The organism is Streptomyces sp. Mut1 (assembly GCF_030719295.1).
Taxonomy (GTDB): Bacteria; Actinomycetota; Actinomycetes; order Streptomycetales; family Streptomycetaceae; genus Streptomyces; species Streptomyces castrisilvae.
On the sequence record NZ_CP120997.1, the window covers coordinates 3,047,245 to 3,071,650 of the forward strand.

A 24,406-nucleotide genomic window follows, 5' to 3' on the forward strand; every position below is an offset into this window, starting at 1 on the left:
GAAACGAAGCGAGACTCCCCCCATGCAATACCTGGCAGCAGGGCTCCGACTCCCCACGAACGGGCTCGACTACACGATCCTGGCGATCTACTTCGCCGTCGTACTCGGCATCGGCTTCGCCGCTCGGGCGAGCGTCAGGACCAGCCTCGACTTCTTCCTCTCCGGACGGTCACTGCCCGCCTGGGTGACCGGTCTGGCCTTCGTCGCGGCGAATCTCGGTGCCACCGAGATCCTCGGCATGGCGGCGACAGGCGCGCAGTACGGCGTCGCGGTGGTGCACTGGTACTGGATCGGCGCCATCCCGGCGATGGTCTTCCTCGGCCTCGTGATGATGCCGTTCTACTACCGCTCGAAGGTGCGCTCCGTACCGGAGTTCCTGCTCCAGCGCTTCGACAGGTCGGCGCACCTGCTGAGCTCCATACTCTTCGCCTTCGCGGCGATCCTGATCGCGGGCGTCAACCTGTACGCCCTGTCGATCGTCGTGGAGGCGCTCCTCGGCTGGCCGCAGTGGGTCGCGATCGTCGTCGCCGGCTTCTTCGTGCTGGCGTACATCACGATCGGCGGGCTCTCGTCGGCGATCTACAACGAGGTGCTCCAGTTCTTCGTCATCCTCGCCGCGCTGATCCCGCTGACCGTGCTCGGTCTCAAGCGCGTCGGCGGCTGGGACGGGCTGAGCGACTCGCTCACGTCGAGCCACGGCGAGAACTTCATGACCGCCTGGGGCGGCACCGGCATCGGTGACGCCAACCCCCTCGGCGCCAACTGGCTGACGATCATCCTGGGCCTCGGCTTCGTGCTCTCGTTCGGCTACTGGACGACGAACTTCGCCGAGGTGCAGCGCGCCCTGTCCGCGAAGAACCTCTCGGCCGCCCGGCGCACCCCGCTGATCGCCGCGTTCCCGAAGATGTTCATCGTCTTCCTCGTGATGATCCCGGGACTGGTCGCCGCCGTGATCGTGCCGAACATCGGCGCCGCCGGCTCGGGCACCACCTACAACGACGCGATCCCGCTGCTGATGCGGGAGCTGCTGCCCAACGGCGTGCTCGGCATCGCGGTGACCGGTCTGCTGGCCGCGTTCATGGCCGGCATGGCGGCCAACGTCTCCTCGTTCAACACCGTGTTCACCACGGACATCTGGGCGCGGTACGTGAAGAAGGACCAGCCGGACGCGTACTACCTGCGCTTCGGCCGGCTGATCACGGCGATCGGGGTGCTGGCCTCCATCGGCACGGCGTTCATCGCCGCCAGCTTCTCCAACATCATGAGCTACCTCCAGACGCTCTTCTCGTTCTTCAACGTCCCGATGTTCGTCGTGTTCATCATCGGCATGTTCTGGAAGCGCGCCTCGATGAAGTCCGGTGTCTGGGGGCTGGTCGCGGGCACCACCGCCGCGATGGTCAACTACTTCGTCATCTACAAGCAGGGTGTCATCGACATCCCGAGCGACCAGGGCGCCAACTTCGTCTCCGCGATCGTCGGCTTCGTCGCCGGCGCGGTCGTCATGATCGCGGTCACGCTCTTCACCGCTCCCAAGCCCGAGGCCGAACTCGCCGGCCTCGTCTACGGAACCGAGTCCCCGGACGCCGCCGAGGTGCCCGAGGAGGGCGACAGCGCCTGGTACCGCAGGCCCGCGCTGCTGGGCTGGGGAGCCATCGTGCTCGCCGCCCTGTGCTACGTCCCCTACTCGTTCTGATCGGAGCAACCCACCATGTCCGACCTGCGCAAGGAAGTCTCCGAACTGGAGCAGAAGTCCGCCACGGCGGCCCGCCTCTTCGACATCCGGCGGATCATCGGCGGCCTCTTCGTGGTCTACGGGATCATCGTGACCATCGCCGGGATCAGCCCGTCCGACGAGGACCTGAAGAAGGCCGAGGGCGTCCACATCAACCTCTGGACCGGCCTCGCCATGCTGGCGCTCGGGCTGTTCTTCCTGGTCTGGCTGAAACTGCGCCCGGCCCAGGCCCCGGCACCCGCGCCGGAGGACACACCGCAGGACACGCCGGAGGGCTGAGACACCGCCGCGCGGCAGGGGCCGGGCACCGTCACCCGACGGTGCCCGGCCCCTGCCGTGTGCCCGCCGCCCGGTCCAGCAGGCCGGTGCGGGCGGCCAGCGCCGCGGCCTCCAGGCGGGAGCCGACGCCGAGTTTCATCAGGACGCGCTGCACATGCGTACGGGCGGTGCTCGGCGCGATCCGCATACCGGCCGCGATCAGCCGGGTGTCCTCGCCCTCTGCGACCCGGACCAGGACCTCGACCTCGCGCGGGGTGAGCAGCCGCAGCAGCCGCCGGCCCTCGTCGTCGGGCTGGCTCACCGGGTCGAGCAGCTCCGCGAAGGCGCTCTGGAGGAGGCCGGGCGCGATGGCCGCCTCGCCCGCGCGGGCCTTGACCATGGCGCGCTCGACGCCCTCGATGCGCTCGTCGTGCCGGACGTAACCGGCGGCGCCGGCCGCGAACGCCGCGGCGATCCCGCGCGGACTGGGCACCGGGCCGAGGACCACCACCGCGGTCTGCGGGCGCTCGCGCCTGATCCGGACGACGGGGTCGAAGGTGCCGGGCACGGCGGGGGCGGCCGTGCCGAACAGGCAGACCTCGGGGGCCCGGCCGACCACCAGGTCCGCCGCGCCCGAGGTGGGGGCGGCCGCGGCCAGCACCCGGTGGCCGCGCAGCTTCAGCGCCGAAGCCAGCGCCTCGGCCAGCAGGCGGTGGTCGTCGACCACCATGAGCCGGACACTCATCGAACTGTCCCCCCGTACACCGACACCAGGCCCCCCGGCCTGCCAGGGCCTGCAAGTTACACGCCCGGGTACGGGTGTGGGGGTGGAACCGGCCGGTTCCACCCCCACACCCGTGAATCGGGATCAGCTGGTGTGGAAGGACACCACCAGGTACTCCTTGCCGAACGAACTCTTGCGGGGTTCGCTGACCATCGTCTCGGAGATGTACAGCCTGCCTTCCGCGTACAGGTACTCGGCGTAGTTCGGGGAGAAGCTCGTCTCCGCGTCCCGGACGGCCTCGTCACCCGGGTTCCGCATCAGGACGGTCTCCTTGAAGGTGCTGCCGTCGATCGAGACGACCTCGCCGCCCTCGTTGTACGGGGGTTCCTTGTACGCGATGATGTTGTTGCCGTCCATCCGCAGCGGGAAGACCGTGAAGCGCTCGCCCGCGTCGGCCCGGTCGCCGGTCTGCTTGCCGGTGGTGAGGTCGAAGGAGACGATCTCGTTGGTCCGGCCGTAGTCCTCGCCCGCCCCGTCGTGCTCCTCGGTCGGCAGGTAGAGCCGGTTGTTGCCGACGGCGAGGTGCTGGCAGCTCTCGACCTTGGTGGAGCGGCAGTTGGCCGCGTACTTCTCCGCGTCGGCGGGGATACGGGTGATCAGCTTGCCGGTGGCCGCGTCGATCGAGAAGAAGTCCGAGATGCCGCTGCCGTCCCCGGCGGTGTCGCCGACGTCGGCGGCCACCACGAGGGGCTTGGTCGAGACGATGCTCGCGTAGTCGACGCCGGCCGGCATCTTGTACGAGGAGAGCGGGGCGCCCGTGGTCGGGTTCAGCGCCTGGATGACGAGCTGCGGGTCGTCGTACTTACCGCACTTGCGGACCACGGCGAGGGCCTCGCCGCCGCCGTACCCCTTGTCGTAGCAGCCGTCGGTGCTGACCTTGGGCTTCCAGCGCTCGGCGCCGGTGTTCAGGTCGAAGGCGGCGCCGCCGTCCAGTCCGCCGGCGGCGACGGTGGTGCCGCTGAGGGTGACCTCGTCGAACCGGACGGGGCGGTCACCGCTGCTGGAGGCGGTCACCGACTTGCTCCACACGAGCTTGCCGGCGGCCAGGTCGAGGACGCCGACCTGGGTGCAGCTGGCGTACTTGGTGGTCTTGGTGCGCTTGGCTTCCTCGAAGGCGATGGCGGTCTTGAAGTCCTTGGTGATGTGCTTGGTCGCGGCGCACACCTGGCCGTCGAGCGGGATCGACCAGAGCTTGGTGCCCTTGTCCCGGTCGTAGCCGACGATCTCGTTGATGCCCGACTTCACGTACGCCTTGTCGGTCATCCAGGAGCCGGAGACGGTGGTGACGGAGGCGACCTTGGGGTGGGGCAGCTGGAAGCCGACGGCGGAGGTGACGTTCGCGGGGGCCTTCTCCTTGCCGGTGCCGCCGCCGGTGCCGTTCTCGTCCGAGCCGTCCGAGCCGTCCTTGCCGCCCTTGCCGCCCTTGCCCTCGCCCGTGGTGCCGGAGGAGGAGCCGGCCTCGTCCTTCTTGTCGCCGTCCCCGCCGCTGGAGGCGTACCAGACGCCGGCCCCGACGATCAGTGCCACGGCGACCACGGCGGCGACGATGATCTGCGCCTGCGTGGAGAACTTCTTCGGCCCGTTGCCGCCCGGCTGGGGCGACGGGTAGGCGGGCTGCATCGGGGCGGTCGGGTAGCCGTGGGCCTGCTGGCCCGGGTGGCCGTACGCCGCTTGCGTCGGGTAGTCGTGGCTCTGCGGCTGCCCCTGCGGGAAGCCGTAGCCCGGCTGCTGGGGCGGCGGCGCCTGCGGGTAGCCGTAGCCCGGCTGCTGCTGGGGCGGGCCGGGGGGCGGCGGGGAGCCGTAGCCGCCGGGGGGTTGGGTGGCCGGGGGCGGGGTCGCCGGGGGCGGCGGGGTGTTCGGCTGCTTGCCGAACGGGTCGGCGGGCGGCGGGGTCGGAGCACCGAAACCGCCCGGCGGCGGGTCCTGCGGGGCGCCGAAGCCGCCGGGCGGGGGGTCCTGCGGGGCGCCGAAGCCGCCCGGGGGCGGGCCCTGGGGCGGTTCGTTGGGCGGCTGCTGGGGCGGCTGTGTCATGGCGTTGCGTACCTCGGAGAAAAAGGGGGTCGGTCGGTGGGCCGGAACCGGCCGCGGGCGGGGCTGCTGCCGCCCGCGGCCGGCGGTGTCTCAGATGCCGCGGTGAGCCGTCACTTGCCGAAGGCCATCATGGTCTTCGTCTCCAGCTCTTCCTTGTCGTTGCTCGCGCTGACCCGCCCGCTCGCCACGAACGAACGGCCGTCCGCGTAGAGGATCTTCTCGTTGTAGAACGAGCTCTCGATCGACGAGGTCGAGTCCGGGTGCTTGAGCACCATCTGCGGGCTGCCGCCGGACGGGGACAGGGTGGCGATGCCGCCGCCCTTGCCGTAGGCCGCGTTCACGTAGAGCAGGACGTTGCCGCCCTCCATGCCCAGCGGCTTCACGGTCTGCCCGGCGGGGGCCTTCGCCTTCCACTTCGGCTTGCCGGTGTTCAGGTTGAACGCGACGACCTGGTTGGTGCGGGCGGAGCCGCTGGTGTCGTCCTGCGTGGCCATGTAGAAGGTGTTGGCGTCGGCCGCGACGCCCGTGCAGCCGTCGAGGCGCTTGCCGAAGATGGTGAAGGCGCCGCCGCAGTCCGGGGCGAACTTGTCGCCCTTGTCACCGACCAGCTGGGAGCGGAGCGTGCCGTTCTCGCGCAGGGCGAGGATGCTCCACTTCTTGTCGTCGCTGCTGCTGCCCTTGGTGAGCGACACGATGAGCGGGCTCACCGAGTAGACCTTGTCGACCTCCCAGCCGCGGGCGGGCTTGTAGGTCCACTTGGGCTTGCCGGTGCCGGGGTCGACCTCTTCGATCTCGTGCTGCGGGTTGTCGGCGTCGTCGGTGCGGCAGCTGGTCGCGGCGATGAGCTTGGTGCCGCCGGCGAAGGCGAACGGCTGGCAGTTGCCGCTCCGCTTGCCGAACAGCTCCTTGCCGTCGCTGACCCGGAAGGCGTTGGAGGCTCCGGTGCGGCCGGCCGTCACGGTGTCGCCGCTGATGGCCATCGAGAGGTCCGACATCATGTCGAAGAGCCCGCTCTTCTTGACCTCCTTCTTCCACCCCGCCTTCCCCGTGTTGAGGTCGATGAGCTGGAGCATGGAGCAGTCGGCCTTGTCGGTGGTGCCGTTCTTGATCGCGATGACGATCTTGCCGTCCGTGGTGGTCTGCTGGGGCGCGGAGCAGATGTCCGCGGGCAGCTTCAGCGTCCACTTCTGCGTGCCGTCGGCCACCGCGTACGCCGACATGGTGCGGTACATGCCCTTGACGACGGTGTCGCCGACGAGCCACGGCCCGTACACGTCCGCGCCGTTGCGCGGCAGGTCGACGTCGTTCTTCTGGAGCCAGAGGACCTTCGCCTCGCCGTCCTTGCGGCCGCTGTTGAGGTCGTCGTCCTCCCGCCCGGTGCCGTTGCCGTCGCCCTTGTCCACGGAGGGCGAGACGGACGGCTTCTGGACCTCTTCGCTCTGCTTCGCGACGGGCTTGTCATCGTCGTCGTCGCCCCCGCTCGTCGCGAAGTACACACCGGTACCGACGACCAGGAGCGCGACGACGGCGGCACCGATGATCATGGCGGGCTTGCGCTTCGACGGACCACCGCCCGGACCTCCCGGGCCGGGCGGCACGGGGGCGCCGGGGTACTGCTGCTGCGGGAAGCCGTAACCGGGCTGCGGCTGCTGACCGTACGGCCCCGGCTGCTGCGGCTGACCGTACGGACCGGGCTGCTGCGGCTGACCGTACGGTCCCGGCTGCTGCTGCGGCTGACCGTACGGGCCGGGCTGCTGCGGGTAGCCGTAGCCCGGCTGCGCGGGCGGCGGGGTCGGCGGCGCGGCCGGGGCCTGGGGCGGCTGGGCGGGCGGCGGCGGCGTCTGCGGCGGGCCCTGGGGCGGCTGCGGTACCCCGTGCGGCGGCTCCTGCGGAGCGCCGAAGCCTCCCTGCGGCGGTTGCTGTCCGGGCGGCTGGGTCATCAGCACGTCCCCCTTCGTGCGGTCCGGTGCCCGTTCCGGACTCCCCCGCGATCCCGCCGGGGCTCCGCGGGTCGGTCAAGACCCCCCGGATCACGGCGAAATGGAGCGAATCGGGCATGGATCCCGCAGTGTTACGTCAGTCGAGCGGGACTTCTTTGTACCACCCGCCCCAGCACCGCCCCCGGTTCGGTCCACCCCTGTTCCCAAGGGAGGACCGGGCCGTGATACCGCCGTGATGCTCCGGACCGTCAGTTCCCGAAGACCACCATGGACCGCGCGTCCACCTCTTCGTCTCCGCTGATGCCGCTGAGCCTCGTCCGCATCAGGAGGGTGCGCCCGCCCACGTACACGACGCGTGGCCCGACGAAGCCGAGTTCCATGTCGGCGCCCGACGCCGGATGCCGAAGCACCATCAGCGGGGTGCCGCCGGTGGACGGGAGGGAGGCGATGCCGCCGCCCTTCTTCAGGACCGGGCTGACGTACATCAGCAGCTTGCCGTTCTCGACCCGCAGCGGCGTGGCCGTCTGCCCGTCCGGCGACTTCGCCGACCAGCGGTACTTGCCGGTCGTCAGGTCGAAGGCGACGATCTTGTTGTCGCGTTCGGTGCCCGTCCTGGTGGCCATGTAGAACGTGTTCGCGTCGGCGGCCACGCCCATGCAGTTGTCCAGGTTCTTGCTGAGCGCCATCAGTTCGTCATCGCATTTGGGCGCGTACTCGCCCGGACCGCCGGAGAGCTGGGTCCGGTAGCTGCCGTCGTCGTTGAGCACCAGGATGCCCCACTTGTCCGGCTGCTTCAGCGAGACGACGAGCGGGCTGACGGAGTAGAACTGCGCGATCTCCCAGTCCTTCTTGAGCTTGTACGTCCACAGGACCTTGCCGGTGGCGGGGTCGATCCGCTGCACCTGCTGGTCCTTGTAGTCGTCGTCGGCGGTGTGGCAGCTCGTCGCCGCGATGGCCACGGGCCCGCTGGCGAAGCCGAACGGCTGGCACGCGCCGGACTGTTCGCCGAAGAGCTGCTTGCCGTCACTGACCCGGAACCCCTCGGACCTGCTGGTGCGGCCCACGGTGACCGTGCCGCCGTTGACCGACATCGCGAGGTCGGAGAGCCCGTCCCAGATGCCCTTGCGTACGAACGTCTTCCGCCAGCCGGCCTTGCCCGTCGTGAGGTCGATCATCTGCAACGTGTTGCACTCGGCGCCTTCCGAGGTGTCGTGCCTGATCGCGAGGACGATCTTGCCGTCGTCGGTGGGCAGCGAGGGCGCGGAGCACATCCGGGTGGGGAGCCGGACGCTCCACTGGAGGGTGCCGTCGGAGACCGAGTAGCCCGAGACCGTGTAGAACATGGCCTTCGCGACGGTGTCCCCCGCGAACCAGGGTCCGTACACGTCCTCGCCGCCGGCCGGCAGGTCGACGCCGCCCTTCTGGAGCCAGAGGACCTTCGCCTCACCGGACTTGACGCCCGCGTTGATGGTCCGGGCCTCGTCCTCCGGGCTGATCACGGGCTCCCCCGTGGCCTTGCTCCCGGTCGGCGAGGGCGAGACGGTGGGCGAGGCGGAGTGGGTCGGGCCCGCCACGGGCTTGTCGTCGTCGCCGTCCCCGCCGACGGCGAACCATATTCCGGCGCCGGCCACGAGCGCCACGGCGACCGCGACCCCCACGGCCTTCGCGGCCCGGCCGCGGAACCAGCCGCCCCCGCCCTGCGGCCCGGCCGGCGGCGGCGCGCCGTACTGCTGGGTCGGCATCTGATGCACGGAGAGCTGCCCGGGACCGGGCTGCGGGTGGCCGTGGCCCTGGGGCGGGTAGCCGTAGCCGGGCTGGGTGGGCGGCTGCGGGGGCTGCTGCCCGTACGGGCCGGGCTGGGGCGGGTAGCCGTAGCCCGGCCGGGGCTGGGCCGGGGGCTGTCCGTACGGGCCTGAGGGCTGCGGCGGCTGTCCGTACGGGCCGGGCCTGCCGGGTGCGTCGTACGGTCCGGCCGGCTGCGGATGGGCACCGGATCCGGACGATCCGGTGCCGGCCCCCGTACCGGTCTGCGGGTCGTACGGTGCTCCGAACCCGCCCTGCGGCGGCTGCTGTCCGGGCGGCTGGCTCATCGGCCCGTCCCCCTGTTCCGTTGTCACCTGTGAAGCGGCACGGTCATCCCCCGCACCGGGCAAGGCTTCTTTCTACCACCCGCTTCACAAGCCCCAGCAGTCACACCTGTCGCGGCTCGGTTGCGACAGCGAACCGGCCGACGCTCAGGCGTCCTCGGCGAGTTCGAGCCAGCGCATCTCCAGCACATCGCGTTCCGCGACCAGTTCGCGCAGCTCGGCGTCCAGCTTCGCGACCTTCTCGAAGTCGGTGGCGTGCTCGGCGATCTGGGCGTGCAGGGTCGTCTCGCGGGTCGACATCTTGTCGAGCTGCCGCTCGACCTTCTGCAGCTCCTTCTTGGCCGCGCGGGCCGCCTGCGCGGAGACCGCGGGTGCCGGGGCCTCGGCCGTCCGCTCGCGGGGTACGGAAGGCGTGGCGGGCGTCGCGGTCTCGGCCTGGCGCTGCCTGCGCTCCAGGTACTCGTCGATGCCGCGCGGCAGCATCCGCAGCGACCTGTCCCCGAGCAGGGCCATCACACGGTCCGTGGTGCGCTCGATGAAGAACCGGTCGTGGGAGATCACGATCATGGAGCCCGGCCAGCCGTCGAGCAGGTCCTCCAGCTGGGTCAGGGTCTCGATGTCGAGGTCGTTGGTCGGCTCGTCGAGGAACAGGACGTTGGGCTCGTCCATCAGCAGGCGCAGGATCTGGAGCCGGCGCCGCTCACCACCGGAGAGGTCACCGACCGGCGTCCACTGCTTCTCCTTGGTGAAGCCGAACTTCTCGCAGAGCTGCCCGGCGGTCATCTCCCGCCCCTTGCCGAGGTCGACCCGGTCGCGGACCTGCTGGACCGCCTCCAGCACCCGCAGGCTCGGCTTCAGCTCGTGGACCTCCTGGGAGAGGTAGGCGAGCCTGACGGTCCTGCCGACGACGATCTTCCCGGCGGCGGGCTGCTCCTCGCCCTGGGTACGGGCCGCCTCCGCGAGCGCCCGCAGCAGCGAGGTCTTGCCCGCGCCGTTCACCCCGACCAGGCCGATCCGGTCGCCGGGGCCGAGCTGCCAGGTGAGGTGCGTGAGCAGGGTCTTGGGGCCCGCCTGGACGGTCACGTCCTCCAGGTCGAAGACCGTCTTGCCGAGCCGGGCGTTGGCGAACTTCATCAGCTCGCTGGTGTCGCGCGGCGGCGGCACGTCGGCGATCAGCTCGTTGGCTGCCTCGATGCGGTAGCGCGGCTTGGAGGTACGGGCGGGGGCGCCGCGCCGCAGCCAGGCCAGCTCCTTGCGCATCAGGTTCTGCCGCTTGGTCTCCTCGGTCGCGGCGATCCGCTCCCGCTCGGCGCGGGCGAACACGTAGTCGCTGTAGCCGCCCTCGTACTCGTGGACCGTGCCCCGCTGGACGTCCCACATGCGGGTGCAGACCTGGTCCAGGAACCAGCGGTCGTGGGTGACGCAGACCAGGGCCGAGCGGCGGGCCCGCAGATGGCCGGCGAGCCAGGAGATGCCCTCGACGTCCAGGTGGTTGGTCGGCTCGTCGAGGACGATCAGGTCCTGCTCGGCGATCAGGAGCTTGGCGAGGGCGATCCGGCGGCGCTCACCGCCGGAGAGCGGGGCGATGACGGTGTCCAGGCCGTGCTCGAAGCCGGGCAGGTCGAGCCCGCCGAAGAGGCCGGTGAGCACGTCACGGATCTTGGCGCTGCCCGCCCACTCGTGGTCGGCGAGGTCCCCGATGACCTCGTGGCGGACCGTGGCCTCCGGGTCGAGGGAGTCGTGCTGGGTCAGCACGCCGAGACGCAGCCCGCCGTTGTGGGTGACGCGGCCGCTGTCCGCCTCCTCCAGCCTGGCCAGCATCCGGATCAGGGTCGTCTTGCCGTCGCCGTTGCGGCCGACGACACCGATCCGGTCGCCCTCGGAGACGCCGAGGGACACACCGTCGAGCAGGGCACGGGTGCCGTACACCTTGCTGACCTGCTCGACATTGACGAGGTTGACGGCCACGAACGCTCCAGCATTGAGGAAAACTCCGGCCTTCAGCGTAGTCGCCACGGCGCGGACCTCGGTACGAGCGCCCGCCCGGCCCGGTGTACGTTGCGCGCAAACGATCAAGGGGTGGGGATGTTCATGACGCGTCGTACCGTTCGCGGGCTGGTACCCGCACTGCTGGCCGCGGCCGTGCTGACCGGCTGCTCATCCGATCCGGACACCGACGGCGGAGCGAAGGCGGAGAAGTCCGCCGGGGCTCCGGCCGTGAAGACGGCGGCCGGGGGCGGCACCGTCGGAGGCCCCGGTTCCGGCTGCGAGCTGCCGGTGACGTTCGACCTGGCGAAGCTGTGGAAGGCGAAGGCCGTCGCCCCGATCGAGCCGGACTCGGACTTCGCCGGGCTCGCCACCCAGGGCCCGGTCACCATGGTCTGCGAGATCGACGCCAAGCCGGCCGGGCACATCGGGTTCCTGCGGGTGTGGCAGGGGAAGAACAAGGACGCCTCGCCGCGCGAGACGCTGGAGGGCTTCGTCGGAGCCGAGAAGAACGCCTCGAAGATCAGTTACACGAAGGCCGCGGCCGGGAAGACGACCGCGGCCGAGGTGTCCTACACCCTCCACAGCAAGCTCGTGGAGGAGTCCCGCCCCGCCCGCGCCTTCGCCGTCGCCACGCCCGAAGGTCCGGTCGTCGTCCAGCTGGGCGGATTCGACGCCTACGAGCACAAGGGCATGCTGCCGGCGTACGAACTGGCGAAGCGGACGGTACGGGTGGGCTGACCGCCTACAGGACCGTCGCACCCGGGGCCGGGGACGCCGCCGTGCGGGCGGTGCGGCAGGTGCCCGACGCGGTCAGCGCGGCGGCCACCTCGCGGGCCGCCGCCGCGTCCTCGGCCAGGAACGCGGTGGTCGGCCCCGAGCCGGAGACCAGCGCGGCCAGGGCGCCCGCCTCGGTGCCCGCGGCCAGGGTGTCCGCCAGCGAGGGGCGCAGCGACAGGGCGGGGGCCTGGAGGTCGTTGCTCAGGGCGCCGGCCAGGGCCTTCGCGTCGCCGGTCCGCAGCGCGTCCAGGAGGGCATCCGAGGCGACGGGCCCGGGGACCCGGGTCCCGGCCGTCAGCCGGTCGAACTCGCGGTAGACCGCGGGCGTGGACAGCCCGCCGTCGGCGACCGCGAACACCCAGTGGAACGCGCCGCCCACCTCGACCGGGCTCAGCCGCTCACCCCGCCCGGTGCCGAGGGCGGCGCCGCCGACGAGGCTGAACGGCACGTCGCTGCCCAGCTCGGCGCAGAGCCCGAGCAGCTCGTCCCGGCTCGCGCCGGTCCCCCACAGCGCGTCGCAGGCCAGCAGGGCGCCGGCCCCGTCCGCGCTGCCGCCCGCCATGCCGCCCGCGACGGGGATGTCCTTGTCGATGTGGATGTGCACGTCCGGCGCGATGCCGTGGAGCGCCGCGAGAGCTGTCGCGGCCCGCGCGGCCAGGTTGGACGCGTCCAGCGGGACCTGCGCCGCGTCCGGCCCCGAGCAGGTGATCCGCAGCGATTCGGCGGGCGTCACGGTGACCTCGTCGTACAGGCCGACGGCGAGGAAGACGTTCGCCAGGTCGTGGAAGCCGTCCGGGCGCGCGGCACCGACCGCGAGCTGGACGTTGACCTTGGCGGGGACCCGTACGGTGACACTCATCCCGCGCTCCCGGGCTTGTTCTCGGCGACGGCGGCGAACTCCTCGACCGTCAGTGACTCGCCGCGCTCCTGCGGCGAGATGCCCGCGGCGAGCAGGGCGGCCTCGGCGGCCGGCGCGGAGCCGGCCCAGCCGGCCAGGGCCGCGCGCAGCGTCTTGCGGCGCTGGGCGAACGCCGCGTCCACGACCGCGAAGACTTCTTCCTTGCTCGCGGTCGTCGCCACGGGTTCGGTGCGGCGCACCAGCGAGACGAGCCCGGAGTCGACGTTGGGCGCGGGCCAGAACACCTTGCGGCCGATGGAGCCGGCGCGCTTGACGTCCGTGTACCAGCTCGCCTTCACCGACGGCACGCCGTACACCTTGTTCCCCGGCCGGGCGGCCAGCCGGTCGGCGACCTCCGCCTGCACCATGACGAGCGTCCGCTCGATGCTCGGGAAGCGGTCCAGCACGGTGAGCAGGACGGGCACGGCGACGTTGTACGGGAGGTTGGCGACGAGCGCGGTGGGCGGCGGGCCCGGCAGCTCCCGTACGAGCATCGCGTCCGAGTGCACCAGCGCGAACCGGTCGGCGCGGCCGGGCATCCGGGCGGCGACGGTGGCCGGCAGGGCGGCGGCGAGCACGTCGTCGATCTCGACGGCGACGACGCGGTCGGCGGCCTCCAGCAGCGCGAGGGTCAGCGAGCCGAGCCCCGGCCCGACCTCGACCACCACGTCGTCCGGCCGCACCCCCGCCGTCCGCACGATCCGGCGGACCGTGTTGGCGTCGATGACGAAGTTCTGGCCGCGCTGCTTGGTGGGACGTACGCCCAGGGTCGCGGCCAGCTCACGGATGTCTGCGGGGCCCAGGAGGGCGTCGGGCTCTGTGCTCACGTACTCAGCGTACGGCCCTCCGGGCGGGGGCCTGTGCCGTTGCTTGCCCCGGTCCGGGGCGGAGGGCTCCGTCCTCAATCGCCGGACGGGCTTGAGTGGGGCGCCGGCCCCCGCGGGTTTGCCCCGGTCCGGGGCGGAGGGTTCCGTCCTCAAGCGCCGGACCGGCTTGGGTGGGGCGTCGGTCCCCGCGGGTTTGGCCTGTCCCGGGCCGATCGGTTCCGTCCTCAAGCGCCGGACGGGCTCAAAAGCACGCCTGCGCGTCCAGGGTGGGGTCCGGGGTCCCTCCGGGGCGTCTCCTCAGACGACGAACGTTCCGCCGGTACGCAGCCGTGCCCGGGTATCTGTTCGTCGTCCTGCGGGGACTCCCCTGCACGCCCCCGGACCGGCCGCCACGCGTCTGCACGCCGGTGGGACGACTGTCGCAGACGCATAGGCGTCCGGGTGGGGGCGTGCAGGGCAGTCCCCGCAGAAAATGGCGTACGACCGGGGTCCTCCGCGTCGTCGGGTGAACACGCCATTTTTGAGGAGTCTGCCCGGAGGGACCCCACCCCCACCCACCGGACGGTGGGCGACCCGTACCCCACGGACGACGACGCCCCCAAGCCCGTCCGGCGATTGAGGACGGAACCCCGCACCCCGGACCGGGGCGGCTCAGTAGTCGAACGCCCGCGCCGTATTGTCCGCCACCGCCGCCGCCAGCTCGTCCTCCTCCAGCCCCTTCACCGTCGCCATCGCCCGGAGCGTGACCGGGATCAGGTACGGCGCGTTGGGGCGGCCCCGGAAGGGGGCCGGGGTCAGGAAGGGCGCGTCGGTCTCGACGAGGACGAGCTCCACCGGCGCCACCGCCAGCGCGTCGCGCAGCGGCTGGGCGTTCTTGAAGGTCACGTTGCCGGCGAACGACATGAAGTACCCGGCGCGGGCGCACACCCGCGCCATCTCCGCGTCGCCGGAGTAGCAGTGGAAGACGGTCCGCTCCGGCGCCCCCGCGTCCGCGAGGATGCGCAGGACGTCCGCGTGGGCCTCGCGGTCGTGGATGACGAGCGCCTTGCCGTGGCGTTTGGCGATCTCGATGTGGGCGCGGAAGGACTCCTCCTGGGCGGCCATGCCCTCGGGCCCGGTACGGAAGTAGTCGAGGCCGGTCTCGCCGACCCCGCGCACATGCGGCAGCGCGGCCAGTGCGTCGATCTCGGCGAGGGCGTCGTGAAGGGCGGCGGCGCCACCGCCCTCCCGGGCCCCCTGCCGCGACCACCCATCCCGATCACCGTGCACGATGCGCGGCGCCTCGTTGGGGTGCAGGGCCACCGCCGCGTGCACGCCCGGGTGCGCGGCGGCGGTCTCCGCGGCCCAGCGGGACCCCTTCACGTCGCACCCCACCTGCACCACGGTCGTCACGTTGACCGCGGCGGCCCTGGCGAGGCCCTCCTCGACGGTGCCGTCCTGCATGTCCAGGTGGGTGTGCGAATCGGCGACCGGAACCCGGAGGGGTTCGGGCAGCGGCGGGGCTTCGGTACGGCTCATGGCCACGATCGTACGAGGACCGCGGCGGACGGGTTCAGGCCGCACACGGCCCACGGCTCACTTGCGGAAGGGGTGCAGAAGGTCGGAGAGGTGCCAGTGGTGGCCGGCGGCCGGTGCCGCGGTGGCGGCGACGGGCTCCTCGCGCGGCTCCTCGGGGGTCAGCGGCCCCGCCGCCGGCTGGGTGCGGTCCGGGTTGCGCAGGAGCTGCTGGACGGTCGATACCCGGCCGGCCCTCATGATCCGTACGACGTGCCCGCCGCAGTTCGCGCAGGTGGGGGTGGAGAGGGGGGAGGGCACCCGCTCGCCGTCCGCCTTGTAGACCACGTAGGCGTGCTGGGAGGCGTCGACGTGGTGCTCGATCTCGTAGGACTGTTCCCAGCCGTGTCCGCACCTCATGCAGGCGAAGGCGTAGGCCTCGTGCACGGTGGTTGCTATGTCGCTCATGCCTGCTCCTCTTGTCCGCTGGACAAGCACTCCGGAGAATGCGTCCTGGCTCCAGTGGACGCCTCTACCGGCGGAAGCGCACCGGGCCCTGTCGAGTATTGGAGCGGTTTTGGCCTTGTCGTGGCGAAACAGCCCGGTACGCGGCTCTCGCTTTGCTTTTCACGATAGTCCTTTACCGTCCGCATGGCCGGTCCTGGCGGCATTCTTTGCCGCGACGACGGCGTCGAACACCTCGCGTTTGGGCAGCCCCGCGTCGGCGGCGACGGCGGCGATGGCCTCCTTGCGCCGCTCCCCCGCCTCCTCGCGCACCCGCACCCTGCGTACCAGCTCCTCGGCGTCCAGTTCCTCGCCCCCCGGGGCCACGCCCTCCACGACGACGGTGATCTCACCGCGTACCTGCTCGGCGGCCGACCAGGCGGCGAGGTCGGCCAGGGGGCCGCGCTTGACCTCCTCGTACGTCTTGGTCAGCTCGCGGCAGACGGCGGCCCGCCGCTCCGCGCCGAAGACCTCGGCCATCGCGGCGAGGGTGTCGTCGAGCCGGTGGGGGGCCTCGAAGAAGACCATCGTGCGGGGCTCGCGGGCGACCTCGCGGAGCTTGGAGAGGCGTTCGCCGCCCTTGCGCGGCAGGAAGCCCTCGAAGCAGAACCGGTCCACCGGCAGCGCGGACAGGGCGAGCGCGGTGAGCACGGCGGAGGGGCCGGGGACGGCGGTGACCTTGATGTCGCGTTCCACGGCGGCGGCGACGAGCCGGTAACCGGGGTCGGAGACGGAGGGCATGCCGGCGTCCGTGACGAGCAGGACCCGGGCGCCGCCGGCCAGCGCCTCGACGAGTTCGGGCGTACGGGCGGTCTCGTTGCCCTCGAAGTAGGAGACGACGCGGCCCGTGGTGTGGACGCCGAGTCCCTGGGTCAGCCGGCGCAGCCTGCGGGTGTCCTCGGCGGCGATGACGTCGGCGGCCTCCAGTTCGGCGGCGAGGCGTGGCGGGGCGTCCGCCAGGTCGCCGATGGGGGTCCCTGCGAGCACGAGCGTTCCAGTCGTTCCAGTCACAACGCCCATCCTCCCAGCACGGGCAGCGAGACCCGCACAGTCGCGTTCCCTACGATGGCGCGGTGACGAGTACAGCGCCCGAAGCCCGGCAGGGCCAAGACGCCGGGGAGCAGCACGGCCCGGAGCCGACTTCCTGGCAGCAGCGGCTCCGCCGCTTCGGCCATTACCCGCGTCCCGGGATCGGGCTGCGGGAGCGGCTGATTCCGCCGTACACGCGGCCCGGGTACCAGCTGTGGGCGGTGCTCGGCGTGCCCCCGCTGCTCGCGGATCGGGTGGTGCGCTGGTCGGCGTGGGGCGGGCCGCTGCTGGTGGCGCTGGTCGCGGGTGTGCTGCGGTTCTGGAAGCTGGGCAGCCCGCACGCGGTGATATTCGACGAGACGTACTACGCCAAGGACTCCTGGGCGCTGATCAACCAGGGGTACGAGGGGGCGTGGCCGAAGGACGTCGACAAGCTGATCCTGAATGACCCGTCGCAGGTGCCGGTGCCGACGGACCCGGGCTATGTGGTGCACCCGCCGGTCGGCAAGTGGATCATCGGCCTCGGTGAGCAGATGTTCGGGTTCACGCCGTTCGGCTGGCGGTTCATGGTCGCGGTGCTCGGCACGCTGTCGGTGCTGATGCTGTGCCGGATCGGCCGCAGGCTGTTCCGCTCGACGTTCCTGGGCTGTCTGGCGGGGCTGCTGCTCGCGGTGGACGGGCTGCATTTCGTGATGAGCCGCACCGCGCTGCTCGACCTGGTGCTGATGTTCTTCGTGCTGGCCGCGTTCGGCTGTCTGCTGATCGACCGCGACTGGTCCAGACAGCGGCTCGCGGCAGCGCTGCCGGTCGACGCGGAGGGTGTGCTGCGTCCGGACGCCGGGGTCGCGGAGAGGCTGCGTCTGGGCTGGCGCCCGTGGCGGATCGCCGCCGGGATCTCGCTGGGCCTGGCCTTCGGTACGAAGTGGAACGGGCTGTTCATCCTGGTCGCGTTCTGCCTGATGACGGTGTTGTGGGATGTGGGCGCGCGCCGCACGGCCGGCGCGGTGCGCCCGTATCTGGCGGTGCTGCGGCGGGATGTGGTGCCGGCGTTCGTCTCGACGGTGCCGGTCGCGGTCCTCACGTACCTCGCGTCCTGGACGGGCTGGATCGTCAGCGACGGTCCGGACCGGCACGGCTATTACCGGGACTGGGCGGCGACCGACGGCAGGGGCGGCGGCTGGACCTGGCTGCCGGACTGGCTGCGCAGCCTGTGGCACTACGAGAACCAGGTGTTCGACTTCCATGTGAACCTGACGTCGGGTCACACGTACCAGTCCAATCCGTGGAGCTGGATCGTGCTGGGCCGGCCCGTCTCGTACTTCTACGAGGAGCAGAACGGCTGCGCGGCGTCGGCGACCGGCAAGTGCTCCCGCGAGGTCCTGGCCATCGGCACCCCGCTGCTGTGGTGGGCGGCCTGTTTCGCCCTGGCGTACGTGCTGTGGCGCTGGATCTTCCGCCGCGACTGGCGGGCGGGCGCGATCGCCTGCGGGGTGGCCGCGGGCTGGGTGCCGTGGTTCCTGTACCAGGAACGCACCATCTTCCTTTTCTACGCGGTGGTGTTCGTGCCGTTCCTGTGTCTCGCGGTGGCGATGATGATCGGCGCGATGCTGGGCCCGGCGGCGGACTCCGGGCCCCGGTACGAACTGGGCCTGGCGAAACCCGATCCCTCGGGCGAACGGCGCCGGACACTGGGGGCGGTGGCGGCCGGTGTGCTGGTTCTGTTGATTGTCTGGAATTTCATCTATTTCTGGCCGCTGTACACGGGAACTCCCATTCCGGAGGATTCCTGGCGGGACCGGATGTGGCTGGATACCTGGATTTGAGGCGCTTGTTGACGCCGTAGCGCATCGCATTCCGATAACAACCAAGTCCCTTGTCGCTACTGTCCCGTAAAGTGCCCCGCACAGCCCTCTTGAACGCGTTCAAGAGGGGGCTCCGGGGGGATGGGGACGACAGGGAATGCGTAGTGGAGCGAAGATAGGCATAGTCGGCGGGGCGTTCGCGCTCGTGCTGGGCGGGGTGGGGTACGGGGCGTACAACGTCCTGGACGGGCTCGGTGGCGGGGGCGGCGGTACGAGTACGGCCGCCGACTCGTCCGAGGTGAGGACCGGCCCGGTCACCGAGAAGGAGATCGCCGAGACGTCGGAGAAGTTCCTCGCCGCGTGGGCGAAGGGCGACGCGGCGGTCGCGGCGGAGCTCACCAACAACAAGGGCGACGCGGAACCGGCCCTGGCCGGCTACAGCGAGACGGCCCACGTCACCAAGGCGGTCATCACCCCGGGCGCGGCGACCGGCTCGACGGTCCCGTACACCGTGAAGGCGACCGTCTCGTACCAGGGCACGTCCAAGCCCTGGTCGTACGCCTCGAAGCTGACCGTGGTCCGCGGACTGACGACCGGGCACGCGCTGGTCGACTGGGAGCCGTCCGTCATCCACCCGGACCTCGCGAAGGGCGAGTCGCTGGAGACGGGCGAGGCGTCCTCCGCGGCGATCGAGGCGGTCGACCGCAACGGCCAGGTGCTCAGTACCGAGAAGTACCCGTCGCTGGGCGGCATCCTGGACGAGCTCCGCAAGAAGTACGGCGAGAAGGCCGGTGGCACCGCCGGCATCGAGACCTGGATCAACAGCGCGAACGCCGACGGCGCGGACAGGACGCTGCTGACCCTGGTCAAGGGCAAGCCGGGCCAGGTGCAGACCACACTGGACGCGAAGATCCAGGCGGCGGCCGAGCGGGGCGTGAAGAAGTTCGCGCAGGCGTCGGTCGCGGCGGTCGAGCCGTCGACGGGGGCGATCCGGGCCATCGCGAACAACCGGGACGACGCATTCGACGCGGCCCGGCAGGGCCGGGTTGCCCCCGGTTCCACGATGAAGATCATCACCGCCGCGATGATCATCCAGAACGGCCTGGGCGGCGAGAACACGCCCGTCGAGTGCCCCTCGACCGTGCCCTGGGTGGGGGTCGTCTTCCACAACCTGGACGACTTCTCGATGACGGACAACCCCACGCTGAAGCGGGCGTTCGCCAGGTCCTGCAACACCGCGTTCATCAAGCCGGTGCTGCCCCTGGGCAACAAGCGCGACACCGCCCTCGGCACCGAGGCCAAGCAGTACTTCGGGATCGGCCTCAACTGGCAGACGGGCATGGTGACGGTCGACGGCGAGGTGCCGACGTCCTCCGACGCCGAGACGGCCGCCTCGTTCATCGGCCAGGGCAAGATCCAGATGAACCCGCTGAACATGGCCTCCGTCACCGCGACCGCGGTCAGGGGCCAGTTCCTCCAGCCCTACATCGTCCCGAAGGACCTCGACAACCGGACCTTCGCCACCGCGAGCCCGCTGCCGCCCGGGGTGTCCTCGCAGCTGAAGAACATGCTGCGCTACACCGCGACCAGCGGCGAGGGCACCGCGACCCAGGCCATGGCGGGCGTGCGCGGTGACAAGGGCGCCAAGACCGGCTCGGCGGAGGTCGACGGCCACGCCACGTCCGACAGCTGGTTCGCCGGCTTCTGCAACGACCTCGCGGCAGCCGCCCTCGTCCAGTCCGGCGGCCACGGCGGCGACGCGGCGGGCCCGGTCGTCGCGGAGGTCCTGCGGGCGGGGCCGTGAGCCCGGCGGGCCAGGGGCCCGGGGCGCCGGTCCCGCACATCCTGGTCGACCCCGGCGTCCGCGTGCCCGTCCCCGCCGACGGCGAGACGTGGGCCGTCGGCGCCGTGATCCTCGACCACCGGGGCCGCGCCTTCGCCCAGAAGCGCGCACCAGGCCGGCGGCTGTTCCCCGGCTGCTGGGACCTCGTCGGCGGCCATGTCGAGCCCGGCGAGACCCTGTTGGCCGCCCTCGCCCGGGAAGTGGGCGAGGAGACCGGGTGGCGCCTTCGCCGGGTCCGGCGGTTCCTTGGCCACGCCCCCTGGACCGGCGACGACGGACGCGGGGAGCGACAGGAGGCGGACTACCTCGTGGACGTCGACGGCGATCTGGACCACCCCGCGCTCGAGTGGTCCAAGAACAGCGCGTACGACTGGTTCGGGCCCGAGGACCTGCCCCGGCTCAAGGAGAACTGCGCCCCCGGCGACTTCCTGGTCCACGACAGGACCGCCGCCGCCCTGCGGGCCGCCGGCGCTCAGTAGCCCACCGTGAAGTGCCGCTCCCCGCGCGGCACTTCCAGCTCGTCCAATACCGCCACCGCCAAGTCCTCCGCCGATATCCGGGAGGTGCCGTCGGGTGCGGTGAGCAGGGTGGTGGTGCCGCGGCGGTACCTGCCGGTGCGGGTGCCCGGTTCCAGTACGGCGGGCGGGCTGAGGTAGACCCAGTCGGCCGGGTGCGCGCGGCAGGCGGCCAGTTGCGCGGAGCTGGCGGCGGCGACCGTGCGCCACTGCGGAGGTACGTACTCCGCGCTGTCCAGGACGAGTTGTGCGGGGCGGCCGGGGACCTTCAGGGGCCCGGCGCCGCCGACGACGAGGATGCGCGTACCGGTCCTGGCCGCCGCGTCGAGCAGGGACGTCGTGGTCGCCGCGATCGTGTGCTCGTGCCCGGCGGGGGGCCGGGTCGCGGCCACGACCGCGTCCACGCCCTCGAACAGAGCGGCCATGGCGTCGGCGTCGTCCGCGTCGCCCCCGGTCGCGGTGACACCGGGTGGCAGGGTGTCCGGCCGGCTGCGGCGGTACACCGCGAGGAGCGCGTGGCCCCGGCCCGCGGCTTCGGTGACGACGCGGGAGCCGGCCATGCCTGCGGCTCCGATGACGGCGATCCTCATCGAGGAGTCCTTTCCGGTACGGGAGTGGGGAGGACAACAGGGGCGCGCCCCGGGAGCTGGCCCCCGACGATCGACGCCAGGGCGAGCGCGAAGCCCACGAGCTGGACCGGGCCCAGCGTCTGGCCGAGCACCAGCGCGCCCAGGCCGGCCGCGACCAGCGGGGAGAGCAGCCCGAGGACCGCCACCGAGGTCACCGGCAGGGCGGCGATGCCCTGGAACCACAGGACGAAGGTGATCAGGCCGCCGACCAGCCCCAGCCAGAGGTAGCCCAGCGCGGCCCGGCCGTCGATCGCCGGGGGCGCCCCCTCGGCCAGGAAGGTCAGGGGTGCCAGGAACAGGCCGCCCGCGGTGAGCTGCCAGCCGGTGAAGGCGAGCGGGCCCACCCCCTCGGGGCGCCCCCACCGCTTGGTGAGCGTCACGCCGAGGCCCATCGTGACGGCTCCGGCGAGGCCCGCGACGACTCCGGTGGTGTCCAGTGCCGCGCTGGGCCCGATCACCACGAGACCGACCCCGGCCACTCCCGTCACGCCCCACAACAGCGGGCGTGCGGAGAGAGGTTGGCGCAGGACCGCCACCGCCAGCACGGCGACGACGAGCGGCTGCGCGGCGCCCAGGGTCGCGGCGACGCCTCCCGGGAGACGTTCGGCGGCGATGAACAGCAGCGGCAGGAACAGGCCGATGTTCAGCACACCGAGCACCGCCGCCTTCCCCCACCAGACCCCGCGCGGCAGCGTGCGGGTGAACGCGAGGGCGATCAGACCGGCGGGCAGGGCGCGCAGGAGTCCGGCGAACAGGGGGTGCCCGGCGGGCAGGAACTCGGTGGTGACGATGTAGGTGGTCCCCCACACCGCCGGGGCGAGCGCGGTCAGGGCGGTGCGGGGCAGGGTCCCGGAACGGAGACCGCCCGCCCCGCCGGGGGCCCTCCGCGTGGGTCGTCTTGTCATGTCTCGAAGTCTCACGCGGGAACCATTGATGAGTCCAACACATGTCTGTCACGTCATTGATCTCGATCCGAGATGGATTCACGATGAGTCCATGGAGCTTCAGCAGATGCGTTACGTGATCGCGGTGGCCGAGACGAACAGCTTCACCCGGGCCGCCGAGCAGTGCCTCGTCGTGCAGTCGGCCCTGAGCCACCAGATCGGCCGGCTCGAACGGGAGCTGGGCGCACGGCTCTTCGAGCGCACCACCCGCCGGGTGCGGCTCACCCCGGCCGGTGAGGCGTTCCTCCCGGCCGCCCGCCAGTGCCTGGAGGCCGCGGAACGCGCCGCCGCCGAGGTCGCCGCTGCGGTGGGCGAGGTGCGCGGACGGCTCGCCGTGGGCCTGATCCCGACGGTCACCGCCGTCGACATCCCCGCGGCGCTGCGCGACTTCCGCCGCCGCTACCCGCAGGTGCGGATCAGCCTGCGGGTCGGCGCGAGCGACGAACTGGCCGAGCAGGTCCGTCAGGGGGCTCTCGACGTGGCCTTCCTCGGGCTGCCCGCCACCGCGACGCCCCGGGGCCTCGCCTTCCACGAACTCGGCCGCGACCGGCTCGTCGCCGTGGTCGCCCCGGGCCATCCACTGGCCGGCGCGCCCGCCGTGGACCTGCGCAGGATCGCCTCGGAGGTGTTCGTGGACTTCCCGGCGGGAACAGCCGGCCGCGCCCAGACCGACCAGGCCTTCTCGGCCGCCGGCCTCGTCCGCGACGTCGCCTTCGAGGTCACCACCGCCGACTACATCGCCGCCCTCGTCGCCCCCGGCCTCGCGGTGGCGATGCTGCCCCCGGCGTACGCCGACCGGCTCCCCGGGATCGTCGCCGTCGAGGTGTCCGACGCGCCGGCCCGCGTACAGCACGCCGCCTGGAGCCGCTCGGGCCGCACCCCGGCGGCCACGGCGTTCCTGGGGGCGCTCGGCATTCCCGTACACGAGGGGCGCGACTCGTGAAGTGACGACACGAACTATTGACACGCTCTTGTCAGGAGCGGAACACTCCACAGCGGGAGAGCGCTCTCCCAAACCCTCGCAGTATCCCCGCAGTTGCCCGGTCCACGCTCTCCCACTCCACGCTCCCCCACGACGCAGCAGGAGGTCTCTCCATGCCACGGAGGTCCAGAACCCTCACCGGACTGCTCTTGTTCACCTCGCTCGGCCTGACCACGGCGGGCATCGCCGGGATCGCGGCGACGGCGAACGCATCCACCGAAACCACCACGTCGGCCACCTCCGCGCACGCGGAGCACGCCGCGTACTCCATGCCGGGGATGCCCGGCATGGAGGCGTCCACCAAGGCTTCGGGCGACGACCCGGACGGGGACGGCTACATCATGGCCGACCCGCCGGTCACCGGGGTCGTACCCTCGACGGCGGTCCCGCCGCAGGCGTACTTCCACGAGTTCCAGGCCAAGTGCGCCCCCACGCACACCGCCCCGGACGACCCGATCGTCTACCCGGGCCAGCCCGGCAAGTCCCACGACCACACATTCATGGGCAACACCACGACCGACGCCTACACCACCGCCGCCTCGCTGGAGTCCGGGGACACCACGTGCCTGGCGCCCGGCGACAAGTCCGGCTACTGGATGCCGAGTCTGTTCGACGGGGAGACGAAGATCCTCCCGGACGGCGTCCAGACCATCTACTACAAGTCGGGCGTCACCGACTACACCAGCGTCCGCCCCTTCCCCAAGGGCCTGCGGTACGTCGTCGGCAGCCCGATGCAGAGCCAGGAGGAGTTCAAGAACCTCAAGGGCACCGTCGAGGGCTGGGAGTGCGGTGACTCGTTCAAGAACTACGACTTCCCGGCGACCTGCCCCGACCGCCAGGACGTGCAGCTCAACCTGCGTCTCCAGGCGCCGAGTTGCTGGGACGGCATCCACCTGGACACGCCGGACCACACGAGCCACATGGCCTACCCGGTGGCCTCGGGCAACAACTACAACGCCTGCCCGGCCGACCACCCGGTCGCACTGCCGATGATCGAGTTCAAGATGGCCTGGCCGGTCAACGGTGACATGTCGCAGGTGAAGCTGGCGAGCGGCGCCGGCTTCTCGTTCCACTACGACTTCATGAACGGCTGGGACGCCGCCACGCTCGACGCGATGGTCACCCACTGCGTCAAGGGCGGCCTCCAGTGCGACCCGCACGGCTACGACGAGAACCACCCCGACCAGGGCGCGGTGCTCGACGAGAACTACGAACTGCCGTAGCCGGCACTCCCGCGCACCCCCACGTCCGGGGCCTTTTTTCGGACCGCGCCGGAGAGCGCTCTCCAAGATCGGCCCCGGACCACGCGCGACCCGGCCGCCCTACCCGGCCGCCCCTTCC

20 protein-coding genes are annotated in these 24,406 nt (G+C 71.6%); 8 read left to right on the top strand and 12 right to left on the bottom strand.

Features of this window, described 5'->3' with window-relative positions:
* The first annotated feature begins 22 nt into the window (after positions 1–22).
* Positions 23–1,693: a sodium:solute symporter family protein gene (locus P8A18_RS13000; RefSeq protein ID WP_306054362.1), complete on the top strand. Its 1,671-nt coding sequence runs from the start codon at positions 23–25 to the stop codon at positions 1,691–1,693.
* A gap of 15 nt (positions 1,694–1,708) precedes the next feature.
* Complete coding sequence (locus tag P8A18_RS13005; protein ID WP_306054364.1) at positions 1,709–2,011, top strand: hypothetical protein; 303 nt, start codon at positions 1,709–1,711, stop codon at positions 2,009–2,011.
* 31 nt (positions 2,012–2,042) lie between these two features.
* On the opposite strand, the gene P8A18_RS13010 is transcribed toward P8A18_RS13005, so the two are convergent.
* The 5 genes from P8A18_RS13010 to P8A18_RS13030 all read right to left on the bottom strand — a co-directional run bounded on the left by P8A18_RS13010 (position 2,043) and on the right by P8A18_RS13030 (position 10,800).
* Positions 2,043–2,735, bottom strand: a complete 693-nt coding sequence (locus tag P8A18_RS13010; protein WP_306054366.1) for a response regulator transcription factor — start codon at positions 2,733–2,735, stop codon at positions 2,043–2,045.
* A 123-nt stretch (positions 2,736–2,858) separates the two neighbouring features.
* Positions 2,859–4,805 carry an outer membrane protein assembly factor BamB family protein gene (locus P8A18_RS13015; RefSeq protein WP_306054368.1) on the bottom strand — a complete coding sequence of 649 codons (1,947 nt, stop codon included), beginning with the start codon at positions 4,803–4,805 and terminating at the stop codon, positions 2,859–2,861.
* Positions 4,806–4,915: 110 nt separating this feature from the next.
* Positions 4,916–6,745, bottom strand: a complete 1,830-nt coding sequence (locus P8A18_RS13020; protein WP_306054370.1) for an outer membrane protein assembly factor BamB family protein — start codon at positions 6,743–6,745, stop codon at positions 4,916–4,918.
* A 248-nt stretch (positions 6,746–6,993) separates the two neighbouring features.
* Entirely contained in the window at positions 6,994–8,835 is a 1,842-nt protein-coding gene (locus P8A18_RS13025; RefSeq protein WP_306054372.1) for an outer membrane protein assembly factor BamB family protein, read from the bottom strand.
* Positions 8,836–8,979: 144 nt separating this feature from the next.
* Complete coding sequence (locus tag P8A18_RS13030; protein WP_306060871.1) at positions 8,980–10,800, bottom strand: ABC-F family ATP-binding cassette domain-containing protein; 1,821 nt, start codon at positions 10,798–10,800, stop codon at positions 8,980–8,982.
* A gap of 117 nt (positions 10,801–10,917) precedes the next feature.
* On the opposite strand from P8A18_RS13030, the gene P8A18_RS13035 reads away from it, so the two are divergent.
* A complete protein-coding gene (locus P8A18_RS13035; protein WP_306054374.1) occupies positions 10,918–11,559 on the top strand; it encodes a lipoprotein in 642 nt (213 codons plus the stop codon).
* 4 nt (positions 11,560–11,563) lie between these two features.
* On the opposite strand, the gene P8A18_RS13040 is transcribed toward P8A18_RS13035, so the two are convergent.
* From P8A18_RS13040 to rsmI, 5 genes are all read right to left on the bottom strand, one after another.
* The gene (locus tag P8A18_RS13040; RefSeq protein WP_306054376.1) at positions 11,564–12,457 is read right to left on the bottom strand and encodes a 4-(cytidine 5'-diphospho)-2-C-methyl-D-erythritol kinase; all 894 of its coding nucleotides are present in this window, start codon (positions 12,455–12,457) and stop codon (positions 11,564–11,566) included.
* Positions 12,454–13,323: a 16S rRNA (adenine(1518)-N(6)/adenine(1519)-N(6))-dimethyltransferase RsmA gene (gene rsmA / locus P8A18_RS13045; RefSeq protein WP_306054378.1), complete on the bottom strand. Its 870-nt coding sequence runs from the start codon at positions 13,321–13,323 to the stop codon at positions 12,454–12,456. The genes P8A18_RS13040 and rsmA overlap by 4 nt, the downstream gene beginning before the upstream one ends.
* Positions 13,324–13,974: 651 nt before the next feature.
* Complete coding sequence (locus P8A18_RS13050) at positions 13,975–14,841, bottom strand: TatD family hydrolase (RefSeq protein ID WP_306054380.1); 867 nt, start codon at positions 14,839–14,841, stop codon at positions 13,975–13,977.
* Positions 14,842–14,898: 57 nt separating this feature from the next.
* Positions 14,899–15,285, bottom strand: a complete 387-nt coding sequence (locus tag P8A18_RS13055) for a hypothetical protein (RefSeq protein WP_306054381.1) — start codon at positions 15,283–15,285, stop codon at positions 14,899–14,901.
* 159 nt (positions 15,286–15,444) lie between these two features.
* Positions 15,445–16,341, bottom strand: a complete 897-nt coding sequence (gene rsmI, locus P8A18_RS13060; protein ID WP_306054383.1) for a 16S rRNA (cytidine(1402)-2'-O)-methyltransferase — start codon at positions 16,339–16,341, stop codon at positions 15,445–15,447.
* Between the two features lie 53 nt (positions 16,342–16,394).
* Between rsmI and P8A18_RS13065 the strand changes: the two genes are divergently transcribed.
* The 3 genes from P8A18_RS13065 (at position 16,395) to P8A18_RS13075 (ending at position 20,474) form a co-directional block, all read left to right on the top strand.
* Complete coding sequence (locus P8A18_RS13065; RefSeq protein ID WP_306054385.1) at positions 16,395–18,173, top strand: dolichyl-phosphate-mannose--protein mannosyltransferase; 1,779 nt, start codon at positions 16,395–16,397, stop codon at positions 18,171–18,173.
* A gap of 136 nt (positions 18,174–18,309) precedes the next feature.
* Positions 18,310–19,956, top strand: a complete 1,647-nt coding sequence (locus P8A18_RS13070; RefSeq protein ID WP_306054387.1) for a penicillin-binding transpeptidase domain-containing protein — start codon at positions 18,310–18,312, stop codon at positions 19,954–19,956.
* Positions 19,953–20,474 carry an NUDIX hydrolase gene (locus P8A18_RS13075; RefSeq protein WP_306054389.1) on the top strand — a complete coding sequence of 174 codons (522 nt, stop codon included), beginning with the start codon at positions 19,953–19,955 and terminating at the stop codon, positions 20,472–20,474. Before P8A18_RS13070 ends, P8A18_RS13075 begins: the two co-directional genes overlap by 4 nt.
* Here P8A18_RS13075 and P8A18_RS13080 read toward each other — a convergent pair.
* The gene (locus tag P8A18_RS13080; RefSeq protein WP_306054391.1) at positions 20,468–21,100 is read right to left on the bottom strand and encodes an NAD(P)-dependent oxidoreductase; all 633 of its coding nucleotides are present in this window, start codon (positions 21,098–21,100) and stop codon (positions 20,468–20,470) included. The two genes, P8A18_RS13075 and P8A18_RS13080, sit on opposite strands and share 7 nt — an antisense overlap.
* Entirely contained in the window at positions 21,097–22,044 is a 948-nt protein-coding gene (locus P8A18_RS13085) for an EamA family transporter (protein ID WP_306054393.1), read from the bottom strand. Before P8A18_RS13085 ends, P8A18_RS13080 begins: the two co-directional genes overlap by 4 nt.
* A 91-nt stretch (positions 22,045–22,135) precedes the next feature.
* On the opposite strand from P8A18_RS13085, the gene P8A18_RS13090 reads away from it, so the two are divergent.
* Both P8A18_RS13090 and P8A18_RS13095 read left to right on the top strand, forming a co-directional pair.
* Positions 22,136–23,026, top strand: coding sequence for a LysR family transcriptional regulator (locus tag P8A18_RS13090; RefSeq protein ID WP_306054395.1), 891 nt, complete (start codon positions 22,136–22,138; stop codon positions 23,024–23,026).
* A gap of 188 nt (positions 23,027–23,214) precedes the next feature.
* Complete coding sequence (locus P8A18_RS13095) at positions 23,215–24,288, top strand: DUF1996 domain-containing protein (RefSeq protein ID WP_018551990.1); 1,074 nt, start codon at positions 23,215–23,217, stop codon at positions 24,286–24,288.
* The last annotated feature ends 118 nt before the right edge of the window (positions 24,289–24,406 follow it).

Bases quoted from the DNA above. Each gene is read 5' to 3' on its own strand.
- P8A18_RS13000 (WP_306054362.1), top strand. From the start codon at position 23: ATGCAATACCTGGCAGCAGGGCTCCGACTCCCCACGAACGGGCTCGAC.
- P8A18_RS13005 (WP_306054364.1), top strand. From the start codon at position 1,709: ATGTCCGACCTGCGCAAGGAAGTCTCCGAACTGGAGCAGAAGTCCGCC.
- P8A18_RS13010 (WP_306054366.1), bottom strand. From the start codon at position 2,735: ATGAGTGTCCGGCTCATGGTGGTCGACGACCACCGCCTGCTGGCCGAG.
- P8A18_RS13015 (WP_306054368.1), bottom strand. From the start codon at position 4,805: ATGACACAGCCGCCCCAGCAGCCGCCCAACGAACCGCCCCAGGGCCCG.
- P8A18_RS13020 (WP_306054370.1), bottom strand. From the start codon at position 6,745: ATGACCCAGCCGCCCGGACAGCAACCGCCGCAGGGAGGCTTCGGCGCT.
- P8A18_RS13025 (WP_306054372.1), bottom strand. From the start codon at position 8,835: ATGAGCCAGCCGCCCGGACAGCAGCCGCCGCAGGGCGGGTTCGGAGCA.
- P8A18_RS13035 (WP_306054374.1), top strand. From the start codon at position 10,918: ATGTTCATGACGCGTCGTACCGTTCGCGGGCTGGTACCCGCACTGCTG.
- P8A18_RS13040 (WP_306054376.1), bottom strand. From the start codon at position 12,457: ATGAGTGTCACCGTACGGGTCCCCGCCAAGGTCAACGTCCAGCTCGCG.
- P8A18_RS13050 (WP_306054380.1), bottom strand. From the start codon at position 14,841: ATGAGCCGTACCGAAGCCCCGCCGCTGCCCGAACCCCTCCGGGTTCCG.
- P8A18_RS13055 (WP_306054381.1), bottom strand. From the start codon at position 15,285: ATGAGCGACATAGCAACCACCGTGCACGAGGCCTACGCCTTCGCCTGC.
- rsmI (WP_306054383.1), bottom strand. From the start codon at position 16,341: ATGGGCGTTGTGACTGGAACGACTGGAACGCTCGTGCTCGCAGGGACC.
- P8A18_RS13070 (WP_306054387.1), top strand. From the start codon at position 18,310: ATGCGTAGTGGAGCGAAGATAGGCATAGTCGGCGGGGCGTTCGCGCTC.
- P8A18_RS13080 (WP_306054391.1), bottom strand. From the start codon at position 21,100: ATGAGGATCGCCGTCATCGGAGCCGCAGGCATGGCCGGCTCCCGCGTC.
- P8A18_RS13085 (WP_306054393.1), bottom strand. From the start codon at position 22,044: ATGACAAGACGACCCACGCGGAGGGCCCCCGGCGGGGCGGGCGGTCTC.
- P8A18_RS13090 (WP_306054395.1), top strand. From the start codon at position 22,136: ATGGAGCTTCAGCAGATGCGTTACGTGATCGCGGTGGCCGAGACGAAC.